The 20,205-nt window shown below is 39.8% G+C and carries 26 protein-coding genes and 1 riboswitch; of the genes, 1 reads left to right on the top strand and 25 read right to left on the bottom strand.

Annotated elements, in window-relative coordinates:
- Positions 1-43 precede the first annotated feature (43 nt).
- The 17 genes from fliT to AC6CHS_RS11365 form a co-directional block, all read right to left on the bottom strand.
- The gene (gene fliT / locus AC6CHS_RS11445) at positions 44-457 is read right to left on the bottom strand and encodes a flagellar protein FliT (RefSeq protein ID WP_498236161.1); all 414 of its coding nucleotides are present in this window, start codon (positions 455-457) and stop codon (positions 44-46) included.
- Positions 397-795 (bottom strand): flagellar export chaperone FliS, encoded by a 399-nt coding sequence (gene fliS, locus AC6CHS_RS11440; protein WP_498236160.1) that lies wholly within the window; start codon positions 793-795, stop codon positions 397-399. Before fliS ends, fliT begins: the two co-directional genes overlap by 61 nt.
- A 29-nt stretch (positions 796-824) precedes the next feature.
- Positions 825-2,309 (bottom strand): flagellar hook-associated protein 2, encoded by a 1,485-nt coding sequence (locus AC6CHS_RS11435; protein ID WP_498236158.1) that lies wholly within the window; start codon positions 2,307-2,309, stop codon positions 825-827.
- A 27-nt stretch (positions 2,310-2,336) separates the two neighbouring features.
- Positions 2,337-2,678 carry a flagellar protein FlaG gene (gene flaG, locus AC6CHS_RS11430; protein WP_498236156.1) on the bottom strand — a complete coding sequence of 114 codons (342 nt, stop codon included), beginning with the start codon at positions 2,676-2,678 and terminating at the stop codon, positions 2,337-2,339.
- 84 nt (positions 2,679-2,762) lie between these two features.
- Entirely contained in the window at positions 2,763-2,987 is a 225-nt protein-coding gene (csrA, locus tag AC6CHS_RS11425) for a carbon storage regulator CsrA (protein WP_498236154.1), read from the bottom strand.
- A 2-nt stretch (positions 2,988-2,989) separates the two neighbouring features.
- Positions 2,990-3,439: a flagellar assembly protein FliW gene (fliW, locus tag AC6CHS_RS11420; protein ID WP_498236152.1), complete on the bottom strand. Its 450-nt coding sequence runs from the start codon at positions 3,437-3,439 to the stop codon at positions 2,990-2,992.
- Between the two features lie 73 nt (positions 3,440-3,512).
- Complete coding sequence (locus AC6CHS_RS11415) at positions 3,513-4,085, bottom strand: DUF6470 family protein (protein ID WP_498236151.1); 573 nt, start codon at positions 4,083-4,085, stop codon at positions 3,513-3,515.
- 103 nt (positions 4,086-4,188) lie between these two features.
- Positions 4,189-5,061, bottom strand: coding sequence for a flagellar hook-associated protein FlgL (gene flgL, locus AC6CHS_RS11410; RefSeq protein WP_498236149.1), 873 nt, complete (start codon positions 5,059-5,061; stop codon positions 4,189-4,191).
- A 9-nt stretch (positions 5,062-5,070) separates the two neighbouring features.
- Positions 5,071-6,609, bottom strand: a complete 1,539-nt coding sequence (gene flgK, locus AC6CHS_RS11405) for a flagellar hook-associated protein FlgK (protein ID WP_498236147.1) — start codon at positions 6,607-6,609, stop codon at positions 5,071-5,073.
- 22 nt (positions 6,610-6,631) lie between these two features.
- Positions 6,632-7,120 (bottom strand): flagellar protein FlgN, encoded by a 489-nt coding sequence (locus tag AC6CHS_RS11400; protein WP_498236146.1) that lies wholly within the window; start codon positions 7,118-7,120, stop codon positions 6,632-6,634.
- Positions 7,121-7,149: 29 nt separating this feature from the next.
- The gene (gene flgM, locus AC6CHS_RS11395) at positions 7,150-7,410 is read right to left on the bottom strand and encodes a flagellar biosynthesis anti-sigma factor FlgM (protein WP_498236144.1); all 261 of its coding nucleotides are present in this window, start codon (positions 7,408-7,410) and stop codon (positions 7,150-7,152) included.
- 103 nt (positions 7,411-7,513) lie between these two features.
- Positions 7,514-7,927, bottom strand: coding sequence for a TIGR03826 family flagellar region protein (locus AC6CHS_RS11390; protein WP_498236142.1), 414 nt, complete (start codon positions 7,925-7,927; stop codon positions 7,514-7,516).
- Between the two features lie 359 nt (positions 7,928-8,286).
- Positions 8,287-8,961, bottom strand: coding sequence for a ComF family protein (locus AC6CHS_RS11385; RefSeq protein ID WP_498236140.1), 675 nt, complete (start codon positions 8,959-8,961; stop codon positions 8,287-8,289).
- Entirely contained in the window at positions 8,961-10,343 is a 1,383-nt protein-coding gene (locus AC6CHS_RS11380) for an ATP-dependent helicase ComFA (protein ID WP_498236488.1), read from the bottom strand. Before AC6CHS_RS11380 ends, AC6CHS_RS11385 begins: the two co-directional genes overlap by 1 nt.
- 314 nt (positions 10,344-10,657) lie before the next feature.
- Positions 10,658-11,500 carry a DegV family protein gene (locus AC6CHS_RS11375; protein WP_498236138.1) on the bottom strand — a complete coding sequence of 281 codons (843 nt, stop codon included), beginning with the start codon at positions 11,498-11,500 and terminating at the stop codon, positions 10,658-10,660.
- A gap of 446 nt (positions 11,501-11,946) precedes the next feature.
- Positions 11,947-12,642 carry a response regulator gene (locus AC6CHS_RS11370; protein WP_106897374.1) on the bottom strand — a complete coding sequence of 232 codons (696 nt, stop codon included), beginning with the start codon at positions 12,640-12,642 and terminating at the stop codon, positions 11,947-11,949.
- A gap of 106 nt (positions 12,643-12,748) precedes the next feature.
- Entirely contained in the window at positions 12,749-13,888 is a 1,140-nt protein-coding gene (locus AC6CHS_RS11365) for a sensor histidine kinase (RefSeq protein ID WP_498236136.1), read from the bottom strand.
- 171 nt (positions 13,889-14,059) lie between these two features.
- Here AC6CHS_RS11365 and AC6CHS_RS11360 point away from each other — a divergent pair, with 171 nt between their 5' ends.
- Positions 14,060-14,698: a YigZ family protein gene (locus tag AC6CHS_RS11360; protein WP_498236135.1), complete on the top strand. Its 639-nt coding sequence runs from the start codon at positions 14,060-14,062 to the stop codon at positions 14,696-14,698.
- 281 nt (positions 14,699-14,979) lie between these two features.
- Here AC6CHS_RS11360 and nagB read toward each other — a convergent pair whose 3' ends face one another.
- The 8 genes from nagB to sipW form a co-directional block, all read right to left on the bottom strand.
- A complete protein-coding gene (gene nagB / locus AC6CHS_RS11355) occupies positions 14,980-15,705 on the bottom strand; it encodes a glucosamine-6-phosphate deaminase (protein ID WP_498236134.1) in 726 nt (241 codons plus the stop codon).
- Between the two features lie 3 nt (positions 15,706-15,708).
- Entirely contained in the window at positions 15,709-16,872 is a 1,164-nt protein-coding gene (gene nagA / locus AC6CHS_RS11350; protein WP_498236133.1) for an N-acetylglucosamine-6-phosphate deacetylase, read from the bottom strand.
- Positions 16,873-17,182: 310 nt separating this feature from the next.
- A complete protein-coding gene (locus AC6CHS_RS11345; protein ID WP_498236131.1) occupies positions 17,183-17,344 on the bottom strand; it encodes a hypothetical protein in 162 nt (53 codons plus the stop codon).
- A 144-nt stretch (positions 17,345-17,488) separates the two neighbouring features.
- The gene (locus AC6CHS_RS11340) at positions 17,489-17,980 is read right to left on the bottom strand and encodes a VanZ family protein (protein WP_498236129.1); all 492 of its coding nucleotides are present in this window, start codon (positions 17,978-17,980) and stop codon (positions 17,489-17,491) included.
- A gap of 131 nt (positions 17,981-18,111) precedes the next feature.
- Positions 18,112-18,441, bottom strand: a complete 330-nt coding sequence (locus tag AC6CHS_RS11335) for a helix-turn-helix domain-containing protein (protein WP_498236127.1) — start codon at positions 18,439-18,441, stop codon at positions 18,112-18,114.
- A gap of 71 nt (positions 18,442-18,512) precedes the next feature.
- The gene (locus AC6CHS_RS11330; RefSeq protein WP_081779379.1) at positions 18,513-18,647 is read right to left on the bottom strand and encodes an anti-repressor SinI family protein; all 135 of its coding nucleotides are present in this window, start codon (positions 18,645-18,647) and stop codon (positions 18,513-18,515) included.
- Positions 18,648-18,669: 22 nt separating this feature from the next.
- Positions 18,670-18,752: riboswitch (cyclic di-GMP riboswitch) on the bottom strand.
- 151 nt (positions 18,753-18,903) lie between these two features.
- A complete protein-coding gene (locus AC6CHS_RS11325) occupies positions 18,904-19,578 on the bottom strand; it encodes a TasA family protein (RefSeq protein WP_498236125.1) in 675 nt (224 codons plus the stop codon).
- 36 nt (positions 19,579-19,614) lie between these two features.
- Positions 19,615-20,205 (bottom strand): signal peptidase I SipW, encoded by a 591-nt coding sequence (gene sipW / locus AC6CHS_RS11320; RefSeq protein WP_498236124.1) that lies wholly within the window; start codon positions 20,203-20,205, stop codon positions 19,615-19,617.

The following is a 20,205-nucleotide window of genomic DNA, read 5'->3' as shown; positions in this document are numbered from 1 at the left end:
TTCGCTTCGTGGTTTTAGGTTGGTTGAGCCAGAGCTTTATGAATTAGTTTCTGCTGTCCATAAACTTTCCATCTCGAGCCCTAACTTTTTCGTACGGATTAATGTAGGTCCGATTAGACTTCTTTTGTTTCTTAACTTGTTTCATTTCTAATTTTAGGTCCCGGAAAAGGTTTTCCATTTTCCCCTCGATTGTCCGATTCTTCTCTACAACAATTTGTCCCAGTTTTTTTTCTTCGCTAGAGAAAGGAGCAGTGATGTTTTTCATCTGCTCACCCCGTAGTTCTATTAACTGGTTTACTTGCTCTATAATTGCTTCTCTGTTTTTAGCTGTTGTCTCCTGACTCAGTACTTTTTCAAGTCTTATGGTGACATCGTATACCGGCTTTAGACGATTCATTACACTTGTGCGCCCTGTGTATAAGTAGTCTGTCGGCTCTTTTGCAGGACCTGTTTCCATGTATCTCTGAAATCTACGGTTAGGTCAAGAACTTCTTGCAAGATTGTTGGGTCGTTCTTTATATTCGCTTCTTTAAGCTGAAAATGCATGTATTCATACAAGGGAAGAATTTGCTGAGAAATTTCCAATTTTTGATCTAGCGTAATCATAAGTTCTTGTATAATGTTTTGTGCTTTTTGGATATTGGTGTTTTTTTGTTCAAAATCATTGTTCTCAATATTCCTGCTCGCTTGCTTAATGAACTTAATACATCCATTATAAAGCATGAGCGTTAATTCACCGCCAGATGCTGTATTTACTGCGTTGTTCTGGTACGCCTGGTACTGCTTAGTCGACAATACACTCACTCCTCTGTTGGTATTCCACTTTACATCGTGCCCCCGCCAAATTGCGACATTAATTGAGCAGACTGGTTATTCATTTGAGAAATAGCCTTTTCCATCGCAGTAAATTGATTCCAGTATCGTGTCTCAACTTGAGTTAACCTGTCTTCAAAAGCAGATATCCGTGTATTTAAATCCTTCATCCGTTTACCAAGGGTATAACTTTCTAGTGTAGTACTAGTAGCTGTTCCAGCCCTTTCCCCTATTGTATTCATTGTCCGATCTAGTGAATCTTCTAATCGGTTGATAATCCCCCGATCATCTCCCTCACTACTATTAGCAAATAGATTTTGTACGTCTGCAGGATTCTCTTGCAAGGCAGCTCTGAGGTCATCTTCTTCTACAATCAACTTCCCGCCATCCAGATAGTTAGAGGAGGTGGTGATGCCAATTTGCGTTAGGGAATTATATTCACCACTTGTTTCAACTGAAGAGTACCAGCTTTGACGCATATCAAATAGCCCTGACGTTAAGGAAGTTTCCCCTCGGAGAATACCGCTTTTCGCCCGTTCTTCCCAACGTTCTATTTCATCCTCTGACATTTCTTCTTTCTGTTCATCTGTTAGTGGTGGATAGTCGCGATATCTTTCTTCTTTTTGAACATCGTTTATCATTTCCACCACTTCGTTGTATTTGTCAACGAACTTCATAATCTTTTCCACAGATGCATCCACATCATTGGTTACCGTCATCTTGGCAGATTCATTTCCTGTTGTATCAGTGAAATTAAAGGTGATGTCATTCATCTTGTAACTGTTTGTTTTGGATTCCATTTCAAGGCCACTGTTGTTATATTCGAATTTTGCATTTTGTCCGCCTGTTTCATTTACTTGATCCATTTGTAAAACTGAATCAAAGAAAGACCCAGCTGCAAAAGTAATTTCATTTCCATTTGGATTGTAATCGCCCGTCCGTGTCGTTTCCATGATAACTTTATCTGTTCCCGAATCATAAAATGCACGGACATTATTATCCTCATTGGTAATTCGCTTTAGAAGACTGTTTAATGAATCGTCTGCTTTTACTTCTACTTCATGATTAACAGCTTCTCCAGCATCATTATAAGTTTGAAAAGTTATTTTACCACCTGGTGTTATTCCCTGTTCCTCCAAAGTTTTGGTTGGATCAATCCCTAATTCATTTTCACTTACATTAATAGCATTTGAAGCTAGTTGACTTACCTTCATTTCAAAAGTGCCATTAGATGAACTTGGTGTTCCAGTTGCGGTTACTGCACCTTCCATAGAGGAGGAGATTGTTTTCGGGTTGTATGTTTTACTCAATTTCATATCTAGCATTAAATTATCTAGTTCAGATAGTTTTGCATTAATTTCACGGAAGCCATCACGCTTCCATTCCAGTAGAGTCTTGTCTTGTTGCATTTTATCAAGCGGCATTCGCTCTGCTGTCATTAGCTTATTTACAAGTTGGTCAATGTCCATTCCTGATGCAAGTCCACCAATACGCATGGGTTTTCCTCCTTTACCTTTAAGGCACTATACTTTTTCATCAATTAAAATCCCCATAAATTCTGCCATTTGGGCATACATGTCTAAAAACTTCTTTGGAGGGATTTCTTTAATTACTTCTTTTGTTTCAGAATCTACCACCGTAACGTAGTATTTCTCTAATTTATCATGAAGTTCAAACTTCAAATTTGTATGTAACGGTTTCATCAAATCATTTAATGCGTTGGTAGCATTCTTTATATCTGTCTTGTCAAAATCCTTTATGGCCTTGCTATTTTCACTGGTTCTATCTATCTCTGGAGCGATAGTCTTGGTGTTTTCACTTGATAGAAGAGGTTGTGAGTTATTTATCACATTTTCTAATCGCATGTCCATGCAACTCCTCAACTGTATTATTCAATTTTTATATCGGCTAAATAGAAAATAATATGAAGCAGAATAAGAAAACTTCTACTACTTCTCTGTTTTTTTCAGAAGCTGTAGCAAGTCTTCTGAAATATTAAGTGCCTCGTTATTTTGCTGTTTTGTATCTATGTAAAGCTCTTTGCGGTAAATATCTACAGATCCTGGTGCTTCAATCCCTATCTTCACTTGATCTCCTTCAATGCCGAGAATTTTGATTTCAATCTCTTCACCTATTTGAATGGACTCATTCTTTTTTCGTCTAAGTACAAGCATTGTTACTCCCCTTTCGCTTCCATTGGTGTCTCGGGAACAATTGGAGCTGTTGTAGAATATTCATCTATCGCTACGATATATTGCTTGCCTCGTTTACTTCTCGGGTTAATGACGAGTGGGGATTTTAAGTTTAATGTGCTTTTATGAAATGGACTCTTTAACGTTACAATAGAAAATAATAGAACATCCTTTTCGGTCTCTATCTGCAGACTCTCCATAATGGCGTCATCCAGTTTAATCGTATAATCTGGATACACGGCATGAGGGCTTGTTATAACAAAAGCAACATCCTTTGTCTCAACAGATTGTAGTATATGAAAAGAAGGATTATCCGCTAATTCTAATAATACAAAACGTTTTTCATCCATAAAGCCAGGAATACCTGTTGCAAAATGAATCAGTTGCTGTTCCTCTACTTCCACTTCGTCTAAATACTTCGTTTGAATTCTCAAAAAAACCTTCCTTTCGTCTAATAGAAAATTTCGTATTCACATATAATATAGTGAACTATTTCAACGTCGCCCATTATTCATCCCCACCGTGTAAATTAACAAAATCAATTTCTAATGATGGATACTGTTTCATACCTGTTTCCACCTTACCTGGAATATAGCTTATTTCCGGTTTGTTTGACTTAGCTTCGATTATAGGTGCATTGGTTTTCACCGAAATATCTAATTGAGATGGTTGATAGCTTGTTTTCACACTAAAGGCTGATGGGATAAACGTCAGTTCGAGCGATTTCATTGGCTCTTCAGAATTAGTCTTTGCTTGCATTGTAATCGGTTTCCCGCCGTTTTCAATCTTCATCAGAGCTGTGCCCTGCCTAGCACGCCGTGCCATTCCTTCTTTCACCGCTGCAAGACCTTCCTGTGCAAAACGATCATTTCGTTTAAAAATATGCATGAGGTTCATATCCTCCCATGCTTTCGTTTGATCTATCTTTAATTTAGAGGGCGTCGACTTCATCGTCATCTCTGCCGCCGGCTGTTGAATAGTTAGGTCCGCTTTCGGTTGCCTGATCTCCTGTCTAGCCGGTGTTTGCTGTATTTGAATTTGTGCCATTTGGGACTGCATCCTGATTTGTGGTAACTTCACCTTATTCCACCACCTTATCATCTAGAATAATCACTGTTTGAGATTCTATTATTTAAAATGAAATAAACCCTGCTCCCTTTTCTGGGTCAGGGTTTATGAGAAATTACCGAAGAAAATCAATTAAAGACGGTTGAATAATTTTAGAGCCAGCAGACAATGCTGCTCGATGTAAGCTCTCCTGGGTAATCAATTCCGTAATGGCTTTTTCATAATCCACGTCTTCATTTTCAGCCATTGTCTGAGTGGCGACAATCTCTTGTTCACTCAACCTATTTTCAACTAGCTCTAGGCGATTCATTCGTGCCCCGAGGTCTGCACGAGCATTAATGATGTTATCAATCCCACCTTGCAGGCTCGATATATTACCTTCGATCGCTTCTTGATCGTTGCTCTCAAGGTCTGCAATAAATGAATCAATGTTTGCAAATAAATCATTCCCAAAAACATCTTCGGGATTTACGTTCGCTTGTAGCTTCGTACCTCCAGCCACATCAATTAATACTGGGCTTGTACTGGAAGGATCAAATTCGCCACCCTCATTAACAGGCGGTGTCTCTGTGTCTGTCCCATTAAAAATATATTTCCCATTAACACTGGTGTTGGCAATATCCGTCATATGCTCTTTCAACTGTTTTACTTCTTTCATGATGTTTTCACGCTCGGAAGCATCATATGTATCACTGCTTGCCTGTACTGCAAGTTCCCGCAGTTTCTGCATGGTTTGCGTTGCTTTATCGAGCGCGGAATCCGTATTATCCATCCAGTTATGAACTTCACTTGTATTACGTTTATATTGTTCAATTTGCTTGAGCTCTGTGCGGTAGCCCATTCCTTTCATCGCAATTACCGGATCGTCGGAAGGGCGGTTTATCTTTTTGCCTGTACTAACTTGATCCATCAGTGTATCCATTTTTGAATAACTGGACGTTAGATTTCGTAGCATGTTATTGGATAACATTCCTTGTGTTATACGCATTTATTTCCCCTACCTTCCTACTAATCCCATATTGTTGATGACACGATCAAGCATTTCATCAATTGTGGTCATACTTCTTGCAGCAGCACTATAGGCATGCTGGAATTTGATCATATTAGACATTTCCTCATCAAGTGAAACAGAGCTTACTGACATACGTTGATCTTCTACTTGAGAGCGAAGAACATTAGCGTTTGCTGTCATTCTATTAGCTTCTTGAGATTGTACCCCCATCTCCCCAATTAAAGATTGATAAAATGTATTAACGGAAGTATTTTTCCCGAGTGGGTCTTCTGCTAATGATGTATCATTAAATACCTCTGCTAGCTTCGAAGCATTCCCGCCATTTCCTGTATTACCTGTTTCGTCACCTGGTGCAGCTGCAATAAGGTCAGGTTCATCTAGGATATCTTGGTTAACTGTTAAGCCCTCTGCTGTACCATCTAGACCATCTTTAAATTCGAAGAAATCCACGCCTGCGTTACCGTCAAGATCCTTACCTGAACGATGTACTGCATTGAACGCCTCTGCAAAAGTCTTCGCCATTTTATCAAGGTCTGTCAACATATCTGTATAGGTTCCAGTAACACCGTCTCCGTCTTCTGCCTCATAACCATATGCATCAATTAGTCCTTTGATAGAACCATTTGATGACATAATAGAGTTGCCACCAGCAGTAAGACCAGTTACTGCAGCTGTATTATCATCTGCGTAATCCACACTGATTTCATTTACTGCCCCTGGATTGCCTGCATTGGTACCATCAACAAGTTTAACAGGTGGGGTAAGTGCTTTCCCTTTGTTATCGACAACTTCAATGCTTGCAAGTCCAACTGCTATATCGGGAGAGCTTTCAGAACTCTTGTCATAGCTAACCTTGATGTTCATCATGCCAGAAAGCTTGTCTATTAATCTGTCTCGTTCATCATAAAGATCATTAGGTAGATAGCCATGTGGTTCTAATGCACTTATCTGTGCGTTTACTCCATCGATTTGTCTTAGCAACGAGTTGGCATCACTTACAGATACATCGATCTGTGTTTTCAAGTCTGTTCGAATAGAGCTTAATGATTCAGATAAATAGTTAAATGTCTCAGCCACAGCGCGGCCTCGTTCGGCCACAACAGATCTCGCACCTGAATTTTCAGGCGTTGTTGCTAAATCCTGAAGTGATTGCCAGAAACTATCCATTGTTTTTGATAATCCATTATCTGATGGTTCGTTCATAATGCCTTCCATTCTGACATAAGAATTGGAAAGCGATTCCCAATACCCCGTTTTGCTGTTCTCAGAACGGTATTGGTAGTCAAGAAAGCTATCTCTTACTCTCTCTACTGAACCAGCTTGCACACCAGTCCCTAGTTGGCCAGGAATTTCAGGACGATTCCTTGATCCAGCAGGAAAAGGATTCATCGTTTCGAAATTAACCCGTTGTCTAGAGTAACCTTCTGTATTTGCATTTGAAATATTGTGACCTGTTGTATAGAGCGCTGATTGCTGGGTAAACAACGCTTGCTTGGCCATTTCCAATCCGTGAAATGTGCTCATCATCTTACTCCTTTATTCTTTATTAAGCCTTTGAATCAAAAACCGATCGTTTGCCAGCAGAAGAAGCTGCCTTCCCTTCCCCATAATTCAAGTTTTTAAGAGAGGGATTCATTAAATCAAGGGAGAGCTGCACAAATTGCATAGACTGGTTAATTAATGCCTGGTTAAGCTGCTCCTGTTGTTTTAATTTTGTGATTGCTTCTGTTAGCGAAATGGCACTGGCTTCAAGTTCCGTCTTTTCTTCCTCTTTATCCAAATGCTCCAATAAGGAAGTAATGGATGGATCGCTAACGGATGGATGCTCCTTAACAAAGGCTTCAACTGTTTGGATACGGGCAGTCTCAGCCTGTTCTAGTTCACGAATCCGCTTTCTCTCTTTTACAAGAATGGACTGCAGTTTCTCTACTTTCCCTTCCTTTATAACCTCTGTTTTTTCTCGGGAGATTTCTAGTAGAGCTTCATGAAGCTTTACTAGACTATTTAATGCTTCTTGCACTTTCTGAATTGACATGGTGTTGTCCTCCCTGTTATCCAAAAACTCTATTTACCTGACCAGAAATCGATCATTTTTTGCGCGGTCTTTTCTGGGTCGACTTTATATTCACCAGCATCTACTGCTTTTTTAATATTTTGTACATACTCTGCACGCGCTGGATTTGTTTTTTCGCTCTCTTGTAGGTGTTTTGCTTGATTAGAGATTTCCAATTGGTCTTGTTTGGTTTCTTTTTTTATCTCCGTTTGTTTTTGTAGATGACTCTTATATGGATTAAAGTTCGTTTGATTAGGACCGTTAATCTTCATGGTAATCACACCTCTTTACTTGAATATTCTTCTTTTATAGATACCAATGGTTATATTCTCTTGTTCATTATATCGGTATTATTTATGATTTCTAAAGTATTAATTAAGATTTATCAAATAAATAGTACGTTCTACCTGGTTTTTTTTGCCCACTTTTTTGCTCAAGTGATTTATTTTTCTCAAACCTCTCCAAATCAACCTTTAACTCTTTCGTACATTTGTCACACATTTCTCCTTGGACAATCGGTTCTCCACATTTTGCACAAGGATAGGAAAGTTGAGGAAACTGTGATGTTCTTAATCTTTTTTGTTTCACAAATTTCAGGATGAGCATCTCGTCTACTCCAGTAGCTTCCACAACCTCCTGAAGTGTTGCTTCTCTATTTTTTCTTACCCGTAGAAAACTATAAACCGTTTCAAATGCTGCTTCTTCATCTTTATAGCAGCTCTGGCATATATCTCGCAGTCCTTTAACAAATACCGCGTCACAGCGGGAGCAGTTTGCTAATTCAGCCATTATACTTTCTCCTTTGTTCTATAAGTACGTGTTCAAGAAAGAGGATAAAAAGGACCGAGGTCGGCTAATATCGCAACGTCCTAGGGCTACGCTAACTCGCCCCACCGGAAAGATTTATTGCAACGCCGACACTAACACCTCCTGTGCGTCGAAGTTCGAGGCGGCGTAGCTTTGAGTACCAGAACGTATGCAATTAATACGTGAGGAACAGAAAAGCAAGCCAACGAGCTCCCACAGGATGTAGTGACTTCGACGTGCGACACAGGACGTGTCGGAAGTCGAGTCGAAGGTCATCAGTCCTGATGTGTCAATTTTACCGGATTTTTTGAACAACCTCTATAATTATAACAGTTCAGAGGCTACCCTCTAATTAAGGTATAAGAATGTACCTCTGGACAACCATTTTGCTTTAAAAGCTCTGCTGCATGTCTGATGGTTGTACCTGTTGTATATATATCATCGACCAAAATAGCTGGTTTGTTAAGTGTTTCTTTTAAGGTAAATGGGTTCTTTCCCGTGATTCTTTGCTTTCTAGATTTTTTCGATTGTTTTTCACTATCTATTCTGGATAGTAGGCTTTTGGAGTGGTTAGGTAAAAATGCAGCTAGGGCTTCAGCTTGATTAAATCCCCTTTCCTTTAGTCGTTTTTCGCTTAGAGGAATAGGAATGACAATAGCATCTTTTTTCTTCCCAAACGCTTGATAATATCCTTCTGTAAAAACTTCTGCAAAAACATTTCTTAGAATGTAGTCACCACGGTATTTCCACTTTGCAATTACTTCTCGCATAAAAGCATTATAGGTATATACAGAGTAATTACCAGCCAAAATATTGCGCTTTTGCGATTCCCACCACTGACAATCTCGGCAAACGACCTCAGATGTTTGCCGACTACATTTTCTGCATCTGTCCCCTTCTATCCGCTCTAATTCACTCTCACATTCTTCACAAAGAGAAGCAGGCCTGGATGGCAGCAGAAGATTGCCCCAGTTGACGGAAGGGATAATTTCCTGATCACACCATAAACAATGCATTAGGTAAAGCCTCCTCGCCTGTTCATTTTTCGAATCGACTCGACAGCTTCTACCATGGCACCAGTTTTGCCATCATGAAATAATAGTACGTCACCAAATGGGTCATCTGGACTTCTTCCCGCTCTTCCGGCAATCTGCACAATCGCGGCTTGGTCAAATACATGATGACCTGCATCCAAAATAATGACATCAACAGACGGAAAGGTTACCCCGCGTTCTAAAATGGTTGTAGTTAACAGCATAAATAAATTCCGGTCACGAAAGGATTGAACCTTCTCTTCCCTATCTCCATCAGAAGCATGTACAGTGCTTGCTTGCCGTTTCGTCGTGATAATGTCACAGCTAATTAAAAGGTCAGTTAGAGGCATCGATAAGTGGCCTGCTAAGGAGACGGTGGGAACAAATACAAGAATTTGTCGTTCCGGATGCTTTCGATTAAGAAGCCATTTCAAAAAGCTCGGAGGGAGTTTTTTCTTTTTTAACTGCCTTTTAAGCTGTGAAACTTGCTTCATCTGGGGAACTGGAAGAGGATAACCATGAAAGCGACGAGGGACAAAGATATGGGGAAGGAGGTTTTGGCGAATTCGTTTCAGTTGCTGTTTTCTTGGTGTAGCTGTTAGGTAGACCGTGGTACTGTCTGGTTTAATGGCTCGCGCTGCAGCAAACGAAAGGGATGGATCAGCATGAAAAGGAAAGGCATCTATTTCATCAATGATCATGACATCAAAGGCCTGCTTAAATCGAAGTAATTGATGTGTGGTGGCAAGAATGAGCTGTGCTGTCCCTTTTTTGTCCTTACTCCCACCATAAAGTGCTTGTACTGTGACATCGGAAAATGCCTGTTGTATACGCGGTTGGAGCTCACGGACGACATCTGCTCTCGGTGTGGCCAAACAAATACGCTTTCCCAGTTTTAATGCTATGGTGATGGCAGGAAATAACATCTCAGTTTTGCCTGCACCGCAAACTGCCCAAGATAGTAGTTCCTTTTCTTTATTTTCAACGGAGATGGCAATACGATCGGCAGCTTTTTGTTGTGCCTCCGTCAAGGTTCCCTTCCATGTACATGGGGCATCATGGCTTTCCCATTCCGGTACAGGGCCAGACCATTCATAAAGCATAGTACACTCACTCACCCTCCCCATAGCGATACATTTTCGACAATAAATATGTGCTTTATCACAAATACTACAGGGGTATTGTGCCAGAAGACGCTTTTCGTTGTTTCCACAACGATTACATTGCAGGGTGAAATGTTTCTTGGTAAATGAGGGGACAGATCGGATTAATTTTTGTTCTACAGCTTGTGTGAAGTGAAATTCTGAGAGAGGGATTTCCTGACGAAGCAATAATTTTCCAGTAACGTTCTTTGCAAGATCCATAAGCTCCTGCCTATTGAGTGGAACGACCATGAAAACCATTTCCTTTCTATAGATATGTGATAATGAACGGTGACACTGTTTTGTTTGTCATTAATAGCTGAGGAAGTCTTATTTGTTTTGTTCAGTGGGGAGAAATCTAGTGCGAAGGTCCCGGAAGTTAGGAGAAGAAATTAAGGTTAAAAACACTACATACTTAGGCAACGCCTTCGTGACCAACGCTCTGTTGGCCCGAGGCTAAGACCGTGCCCACCAAAGCGAAGTTACTTTAGCGCTTATTGGAGCTTTTCTTTTACGCTTTACTTGATTAATTGAAGTTATTTTTTATACCAGCCAACGCCAATAGCGCCTTGCCCTAGATGCGTTCCAATTACCGGACCAAAATAACTGATCGAAGTATCCATTTCTGGGTATCTTTCCCGGAATTCTTCCTGTAATTCTAATGCTGCTTCTTCGTTATTCCCATGGATAAAGACAATACGTAGGTCATTGCCTTGGGCAGCATCTTCTTCAACCATTCCCATAATTCTAGCAATAGCTTTTTTACGAGTGCGAATTTTTTCAAATGGAACGATTACTTTATCAACAAACTGAAGTACTGGCTTTACTTGCAACAAACTTCCAACAATTGCTTGAGCTCCATTCAGCCGTCCACCCCGCTGTAGATTTGTCAGATCATCTACCATAAAATAAGCTCGCATGGATTGTTTCATTTCCTGAAGCCGTTCCATGATTTCTTCTGGTGATTTCCCTTGTTCCGCCATCTCTGCTGCTTCCAGTGCATAAAAGCCCTGTGGCATACAGCTTAATTCTGAATCAAACGCATGTACCTTTATACCCTCTACCATTCGTCCAGCACTAGCAACAGTCTGGTAGGTACCACTGATGCCACTAGAAAGGTGGACGGAAATCACAGCATCATAATCCTTCGCCAACTCTTCCAACTTCTCTGTTACATATCCAATAGATGGCTGGGATGTTTTTGGTAGTGATTTCGTTGTTTTTATTTTTTGGTAAAATGTTTCCGTGAAAATATCCAATTCTTCTCTGAACGATCCATCTTCAAAAACAACACTAAGTGGTACCATATGTATGTTATGCTGTTTGCGGATATCGCGAGGAATATATGCCGTACTGTCTGTCATAACAGCAACCTTCATAACTACCTTCTCCCTTTTTTGTTCTAGCATATTACGTTAAGTATTTATAGTATTTATTAAAATAATGCCTAAGACATTATTATTTTACATGAATCGATAAAAAAATGCATCAGTTTGTTTAATAAAGTGAAACTTCATTTGGTGGGGGGGTTCCTATCCCCCCCACCAATTGTTAGTTGAACGAATCGGACCTTTACTGGCAGTTGGTCCCCCACTTAGAATGCTTGATCACCTCACACATTCTTGAAGCGGAGGGTTACTGCCAGTTAAGCGGGATAATTAAAAAGCATTTCATAGACCTGTATTCTGTGCATATATCCCCACCAAAAACATACACATAAAAAAACACCCTGGTTTCGTTATCCAGGGTGCACGCTATATTCAATTAGCTATAAAGATAGTACGTTGTGGCAGGAACAAATATACATAGGGAACCAAAAAATCTACTAGAGAACCTCTACCCATCCTTTGCGAATTGCAGAGACAACAGCTTGCGTACGATCATTTACATTCATTTTTTGCAATATGTTACTAACATGGTTCTTCACTGTTTTTTCACTAATATATAATGTCTCAGCTACTGCACGATTACTCTTTCCATCTGCAAGGAGTTGTAGTACCTGGCATTCTCTCTTTGTAAGTAAATGCAGTGGTTTACGGTATTCAATGCCATTTTCTGTAATATTAGAATTATTTTCTTTCGCAAGTCTCCGATACTCCAAGACAAGGTTATGGGTTACTTTAGGGTGTAAATAAGAGCCACCTTCTGTTACCACCTTAATTGCCTCTATTAACGCATCGGAGTCCATTTCTTTTAACAAATATCCTTGTGCTCCTGTTTTTAAAGCATGCGTCACATAGCTTTCATCATCATGAATGGATAAAATGATCACACTGGTGTTTGGAAAATAGCGTACAAGATCTGCTGTAGCTTGTACCCCATTCATGTTTGGCATGTTTATATCCATTAAGACTACATCTGGCTCGTTTTCCTTAACCAGTTTGGAAGCAACAGATCCGTCGTCTCCTTCTGCAACCACATCAAAGGATGGTTCGAAGTCGAGAATTCGCTTAACCCCTTCACGAAATAATTTGTGATCATCAATAAGTACAATTTTTATTTGTTTTTCCGTCGTATTCATATCTTTGCTCCTCCAGGTTCTTTTTCTATTTTTACCCTATTACAATACGATGATAGATAGATTGATAATATATATTATTTAAAATCTATTATCTACTAGTATAACCTTAGCTAAGCGTATAAGGAACTTTTATTAGAATCGAAGTTCCTTTGCCAATATTAGAATCAATTTCAAGCTTGCCTTCTAGCATTTCTACTCTTTCACGCATTCCAATTAAGCCGAAAGACTTGTCCCGCTTCATTGAAGTATCAAAGCCTTTCCCATTGTCTTTTATCAACATCGTTAAATTTTGCTTGCATATTTCAAGCTTAACCTGTATTCTCGTCGCCTCTGAGTGCTTCACTGCATTTTGTAAAGCTTCTTGAACAAGACGAAAGAAAGCAACCTCGTATTTCGTGTTCAAGCGTTTTTCTTCCCCTATGGAAGCAAATTCTATTTTCATATTATTATAATCCGCGATTGTCGCAACATATTTTCTGATGGTAGGGATAAGACCAAGATCATCTAAAGCCATTGGACGTAAATCGTAAATAATCCGGCGGACTTCATACAGAGAAGACCTAATCATTTTTCGAATATCTTTAATTTCATCCAGGGCTTGATCCACATTGTTTTGACGAAAAATACGATCTACCAATTCAGAGCGTAGCAATATATTGGCGAGCATTTGAGCAGGCCCATCATGGATCTCTCTGGAAATCTTTCTCCGCTCATCTTCCTGTGCTTCAATGATCTTCAGGCCAAATTCCTGCTTTTCCTTGGCTTCCTCAATCATTTCATTAACCTGTCTAAAGTCATCGTGTAAATAGTTAAGAATAACCGATATTTTCCCTGCTAACCCCTCTGCCCTGTCTATCGTTTGGCTTAAGGATATTAAACGTCGCTCTAAATCATCACGTTTCTCTCTTAGAGCACTCTCTTCTTGTCGAAGCATTGCTAGCTTTGTTTGCATGGCATGAGTATTTTCATATACTTCCCGAATCTCATTTTCTGAGTACTTATCAAAATACCTACTTACCTCTGCAAGTCTTTGTCTGGAAAACCGTACCTTTTGTTCCAGTTGGTCTCCATCCTCAATATGCTGGGCGACTTTATGCTTTGTGTCTTTTAACTCTCGGACGAGGTGTTCATGTTCACTACGTGCTTCTTCACTAATATTAAAAATCTCGTCCTTGCTGTTTTCGACTACCTCAATCATTTCATTAATAATATAATCGAGTGCTGTTTCGCTAATCTTTTGTGCCATCGTCTCCCACCAACCTATGTTATAATTATACGTATATATTTTGAATTTTTATAGGGCCTTTTATCATGTATCTTACATTTTTTCAGACCCGACTTCCTACCTATGTGCATGAGGATGCATTATAGCACACTCTATATTTATATCATGTCTGTTAAGGAGGCTAAATGCAACATGTTAGCGACTTATTTTACAGTAAAACAAACTGCTATTGAAGAAATAATCATACAAAAGTCACGGTTTATTGGCCATGTGGCTAGAGTAGAAACAGAAGAGGAGGCACAGCAGTTTATTCAGGGGATTAAAAAGAAACATAACGCTGCAACACATAACTGCTCCGCTTATATGATCGGCGAACATGACCAGATCCAAAAAGCTAATGATGATGGCGAGCCTAGTGGCACAGCTGGAGTCCCAATGCTTGAAGTTCTCAAGAAGAAAAATCTAAAGGATACGGTTGTCGTTGTTACACGATACTTTGGCGGCATTAAACTTGGAGCTGGCGGGCTAATCCGCGCATACGGTAATGCCACAACTGAAGCACTCCAAGGCAGCGGTATTGTAAAAAGACAATTAATGCAGGGAATCTCTATCACGGTTGAATATACATTGCTTGGCAAGCTGGAAAATGTGTTGCGGCAATCCGACTATATCCTAGAGACAATCAACTATCTAGAGAAAGTAGAATTTATCGTCTATGTAAAAACAGGTGAAGAAGATAGCTTCCAGGACTGGATCGTTGACCTGACAAGTGATCAGGCTACACTATTACAAACCGAAAAGAAATATGTTGAGATAGATGTGGAACCATAATGAGAAAAGCTCAGAGCGCCTGTTAACAGCTTGTCACCTTCCTGGTGACAAAGACTTTGGAATTCAGCCTAGTTCCTGGGGCTCTGAGCGAAACACCTCTTATTTCCCACGCAGCAATTCAAACAAGATTTATCCCGGTGCAACCGTTCGTAAGACTCCCATTTCAAAACATGAAGTAAAACAGTGATATTTAAGTGGAAGTAACGGACGCTAACACCCCGATTCGTTCAACTAACAATCAGCGGGGGAAGAACGAACCCCCCACTGATTGCAGTTTCACTTTATAACAAGGATAGTGCTGCTTTATCCCCAATCACGGTGACATTCGGATGCTTTTGCAAGATAGATGCTGGGAATTCTTCGGATATTTCTCCCTCTATCATTCTGGAAACAGCTTCCGCTTTCTTCTCACCTGATACCAGCAAAAGGATCTCCTTGCTTTGCATGATTGTTTCAATCCCCATTGTAATTGCCTTCTCTGGAACTTCAGCCAGATCTTCAAAAAAACGGGCATTTGCTTTTCTCGTTGAAGGCGCTAAATCAATAATGTGCGTTCTACTAGAAAAGTTAGTTCCAGGCTCATTAAAGCCAATATGTCCATTTAACCCGATCCCCAATACTTGGACATCAATACCACCAGCCTGTTCAATTCTTGCTTCATAATCTATACACTCTTTCTCCAGGTCTGCTGCTACACCGTTTGGTAAGTGGGTGTTTGCATGATCAATATCAATATGTTGAAACAAATTATCTTTCATATAGTAATCGTAACTTTGCTTGTTTTCTTTGGTTAAGCCAACGTATTCATCCAAATTAAAGGTGCGAACAGCTTCGAAGGAAACATTCTTCTGCTTATACTGCTCGATTATTTGCTTGTACAACCCTTCTGGTGTTGATCCTGTTGCTAAACCTAAAACTGGATTATCTAGTTGCTGTATTCTTTGGATTATGACAGAGCAAGCAACCCTGCTCATTTCCTCGTAATTTTCTACTGTTTTTAATTGCATCCTTTATTCCTCCCTAAAAGCTACTTCCCCGCGACAAATGGCAGAAGCAATATGAAGCTGACGATCAACTAGCAACAAGTCTGCATCCTTCCCTACAGTTATACTTCCTTTTCGGTCATATAAACCAAGCTGTTTTGCAGGATTTACAGAAGCCATTTCGATTACTTCCCTTAGTGTGACACCATCTAAATCAAGCATTTGTTTCGCACCGTCACGCATTTTTAAAATACTCCCCGCCAAAGTTCCGTCTTCAAGAACTGCGCGGTCTTCTGTTACCACCACCGGTTGTCCTCCAAGCTCGTAACGTCCCTGTTGCAAGCATTTAGCCCGCATAGAATCCGTGATCAGCAATAGTCTTTCACTGCCCATCGTTTTGTAAACTAATTGCAGCATCTCCTTGCTTATATGAATGCCGTCCGCAATCAATTCAGCTCGCAATTCATGGAGCATAAAAGCCGCTCCTACTGTACCTATATCACGATGATGTAAACCAGTCATCGCATTACAGAGATGGGTCACCTGTTTGACACCATGTTCTACTGCTAGCTTCATATCTGAAAAACTGGAAGCTGTGTGCCCTGCTGATACAATTACCCCTTGGTCTGACACGTGGCGGATAAAGGTTCCATTCGGGTCGTGCTCTGGCGCCATCGTAATTGTTTTAATCTTATCTCCCGATAATTTTTGCCATTCCTCGAACTGTTCGATGCTAGGCTCCATAATATAAGCATGTGGTTGTGCGCCTGCCTTAGACTTTTCTATAAATGGTCCTTCTAGGTGTACGCCAATCACTTCAGCCTGTCCGGGCTTATTATTATAGGCAGCAATTGTTTTTAGCGCTTTCACAATGTTTTCAGGTGACTGTGTGATCGTAGTTGCCAGAAAGCTTGTAGTTCCTTCTCTAGGCAGCACGGAAGCAATCGAATCAAGTGCTGTATTGCTTGCATCCATCACATCAGCGCCGTTCGCACCATGGATGTGTCCGTCTATAAAGCCAGGAATAGCAATTTTTCCCTTTCCATCAATTTCTTGAATCTCATCCGGAAGGGACGTTTGTTTCCCGATTTTAGATATTTTTCCGCTCTCTAAAAGAAGAGCGCTATCTTCCATAATCGTTTCTTCTGTTAATATGCGAACATTTTTTATGTAAATGGGCCTTGTTTGCAACTGTCTCTTCCTCCTCTACTATAATATATATCATAACACTTTTTTTATAGAAAATGGAGCAAGAGATAGCGCTATAATAAAGAATTTGAATAGAAATAATTCAGAAAAAAAGACTTTTTAGGAGAATGAAAAAATTGATAAAACGAAGAATAAGAGAAAAGAGGTACTAGAGGATAAATTATATAAAAGAAAAAAGATCTATTAGAACTTTGGAAGCATAAAACCTCGCCACAAAGAAGCTCTCCTCTATTTGCTACCATTTATAAGAGGCGAGCTTTAAAGTCATGGTTTATCTTGACCACTATTTATTTTATTTACCCTTCAGTACAGATTGCTGAACATTCGGAAGTAGTCTTTCATGTGTGAGTTCATCAATTAAAGTCTGGATCATTTCTTGAGAGGATTGTATATGATGATTTTCGGTATCATGGATTACTTTTTTTAGCATCGTTTTAAACTTTTCTTGCTCCATTATTCATACCCCGCCTTTTGAAAAATATCTTACGTGTTGCATAATAGCATATGAACGAACAAAATGTTGTCGAACCATGTCGTAGATGATCAAAATTTACAAAAAATTAATATCTCATTACCTTATTCGTTTCCCTATACAACTTTATAGAGGTCTTCTATCTTTTCTTTTGTAAAAAAGGACAAGTAGGCCTACCGCCAACAGGGCACCAAAGCTATCAAGTATGACATCTCCAACATAGGGTGTTCTGTGTGGTGTGAATCCTTGGTGTATTTCATCCGATATGGCATAAATTACCGTTAGAAACAAAGAAAAGATTAGCGCTTTACTATGCTTTTGTTTTCCAGCTTTTCGAAAGGCCACATAAAAAAGCAAACAGAGAACCAAGAATACAGATACGTGGGCACCTTTACGGATGAAAAATTCGATAAATCCAGCAACACCTAACTGTTCCACGCTAACGATACTTTCATGGTAGGTGAACGATAACCAGTTTAAATACGGCTCAAGAAAACTTACATTTATTAGATTGTTCAAAAGTGGTTTCACATTTTGATTTTGATAAGGCTGATGGGAAGAATAAAAAATGATCCCCATCCAGCATATGGGTAGAAGCCAGAAAATGTGTTTCTTCAAAATTCATTCTCCTTATCTTTGTTATATGTGCTGTGTAGTTCGCTTTTTGGGCTCCCCACGGTATCGGCAATACCCTAGTTAAAAAATGGCCAAAGCAAAAAACCGTGCATCACTGCAACGGCTTTGATGGGTCATCTATCTTTATTACTGCGCCATTTGTTAAACTCAAGATATTCCTTAAATTGTTCTTTTGAAACACCAGACTCCATTGCTTCCTGTACGATTTTCAACCATTCGTTATCTAAATCCTCAGGACCGCTTACGTTCTCTTCACGTAGAAGATCATTAACCGTCGTACCAAGAACAGTGCTTATTTTTTCAATAAACTGGATCGATGGGTTTGTCTGAAGGTTACGTTCAATCGAACTAAGGTATGATTTAGCGACCCCTGCTCTTTCAGCTAATTCAGAAATGGACATCTTTTTTTCAGTGCGAAGTTGTTTGATTTTTTCACCGATCATGCCCTCACCTTCTTTCAAAGCGAATTATAACATAAAGTGGGTGAGGAGTTCTATATAAAGTACAATTAAATTCAAGCATTATGTAATGATTCCGTTTGTTTTAGAAATTGACGTATTTCCTCTGTAGTAATTCCAAGATTCTTTGCCCTTTTGATTAATTCAATCCATTCCCCATCTAATGATAACTGCTCAACTATTTTTTCCATATCCTATCCCCCATTATTATTTCCAGATAACCCAGCCATCCTAGCATATGCCGTAGATCTGTGATTTTGCGTCCCCGTCTTTCGATGAGTATGCCTTTTTCTGAGGAAATGTAGTTATGACACTAAATAGAACTGCCTAGTGATATGATACTATAAATTCACGACTATTTGCGTAGGTTCTTTTGTCTTATTTCAACTAGTTTTGTAAGAGAAATGGATTACCTTACACCAGTTTTGTCGAAGAATATGGAAATTATTAGATACGATGATCTCTAATCAACCGTAGTTTACGTATAACAAGAATGCCGCCCCCGACAGACAGTAAAATCGTTCCAAAAAGGAGGAAGGTAAAAATATCTGTTGATGTATTAGGTAAGACTGCTCCACCTTTATCACCCGTAGTTCCGTTCCCATCTCCATTACTAACATTCCCACCTACACTGATGGAGTCTTGTTGATCTTCCTCTCCTTCTGCGGTGAAAATGAGAACAAACTCCGTTTCAAGCCCTTGAAATTCATTCCCCACATGATCCGGGAAATAAACAGTTAGCTTCAATTCCTCTTGTTCCCCGGCATCCAGAATTCTATCCGGAATGGAGAAATTCGGCAGATTCCCTTTATAAAGTTGTTTATCCCCGTCTGCTACTTCAATAATTAATTCATTAAACAGCTCTTTCTCTTCTGTCGTATTTTCCAGCTCTACACGATAACTAAAATCCTGTCTACCGTCATTGGAGATTTTAAGATCCCTTGGTGCCCAATCACCTGGCTTCATATTGGGTACTTGGAACAAATAGTTGTTTGGCGAAAGTTGAATATCCAACTCCTTAGAAGCGTCTGCTTCATTTGCTTCTGCTGCGGATACGTACCCTAATGGGAAAAAGCTGCATAGTAGTAAAACAAAACTTAGAATGAAGAAACGTTTATTCATTGAATCCACCCCCTAAAATCAGATTTTCTTCTATTGTTAGGAAGAAAGTGATCGCCCTTCTTCCAGTTTCTGATCACCTTTTTTATTTTGCTTCTCTATTTCTCCCAAGGTCCGCCAAATCGTTAGGCCGGAGTAGCATAGCAGTAAAATCCCTGGAATGAGTAACAGAAATGCGCCATTTCGAGACTGTGCAAAGCTAACCAAATATCCAAGATAAGGGATCGTGAAACCAGTGTATTCCGCCACGACGTTTTCAGATAATACTGGCTCAAGATCTTCCGCGTTATTGTTATCACCTTTTGTCCGGTACATCACTTGCTCACCACTTGCCATTACTTCGGTAATACGGTGAGTAATTAGTTTTTCTTCTTCATCCATGAAGGTAATGACATCCCCATCTTTAAACCGTTTCATATCCCCATCCGGCTTAACAGCGATTAACGAGCCAGTTTGAATTCCTGGTTCCATGGAGCCTGATAACACGGTTTTCAGCTGGTAACCGGCAATTTCTGGTTCTCCTCCAGACGCTTTTGAGGAGACCACGACAACTGCCATTACAATTAGTGCAGCGAACAATACATAGGTCGTAATGCGGCTAACCCACTTTTTTACTTGTTTAAGTGACAT

It is taken from the genome of Oceanobacillus sp. GQ8, assembly GCF_059758495.1.
This window is presented reverse-complemented; position numbering and strand designations above follow the sequence as displayed.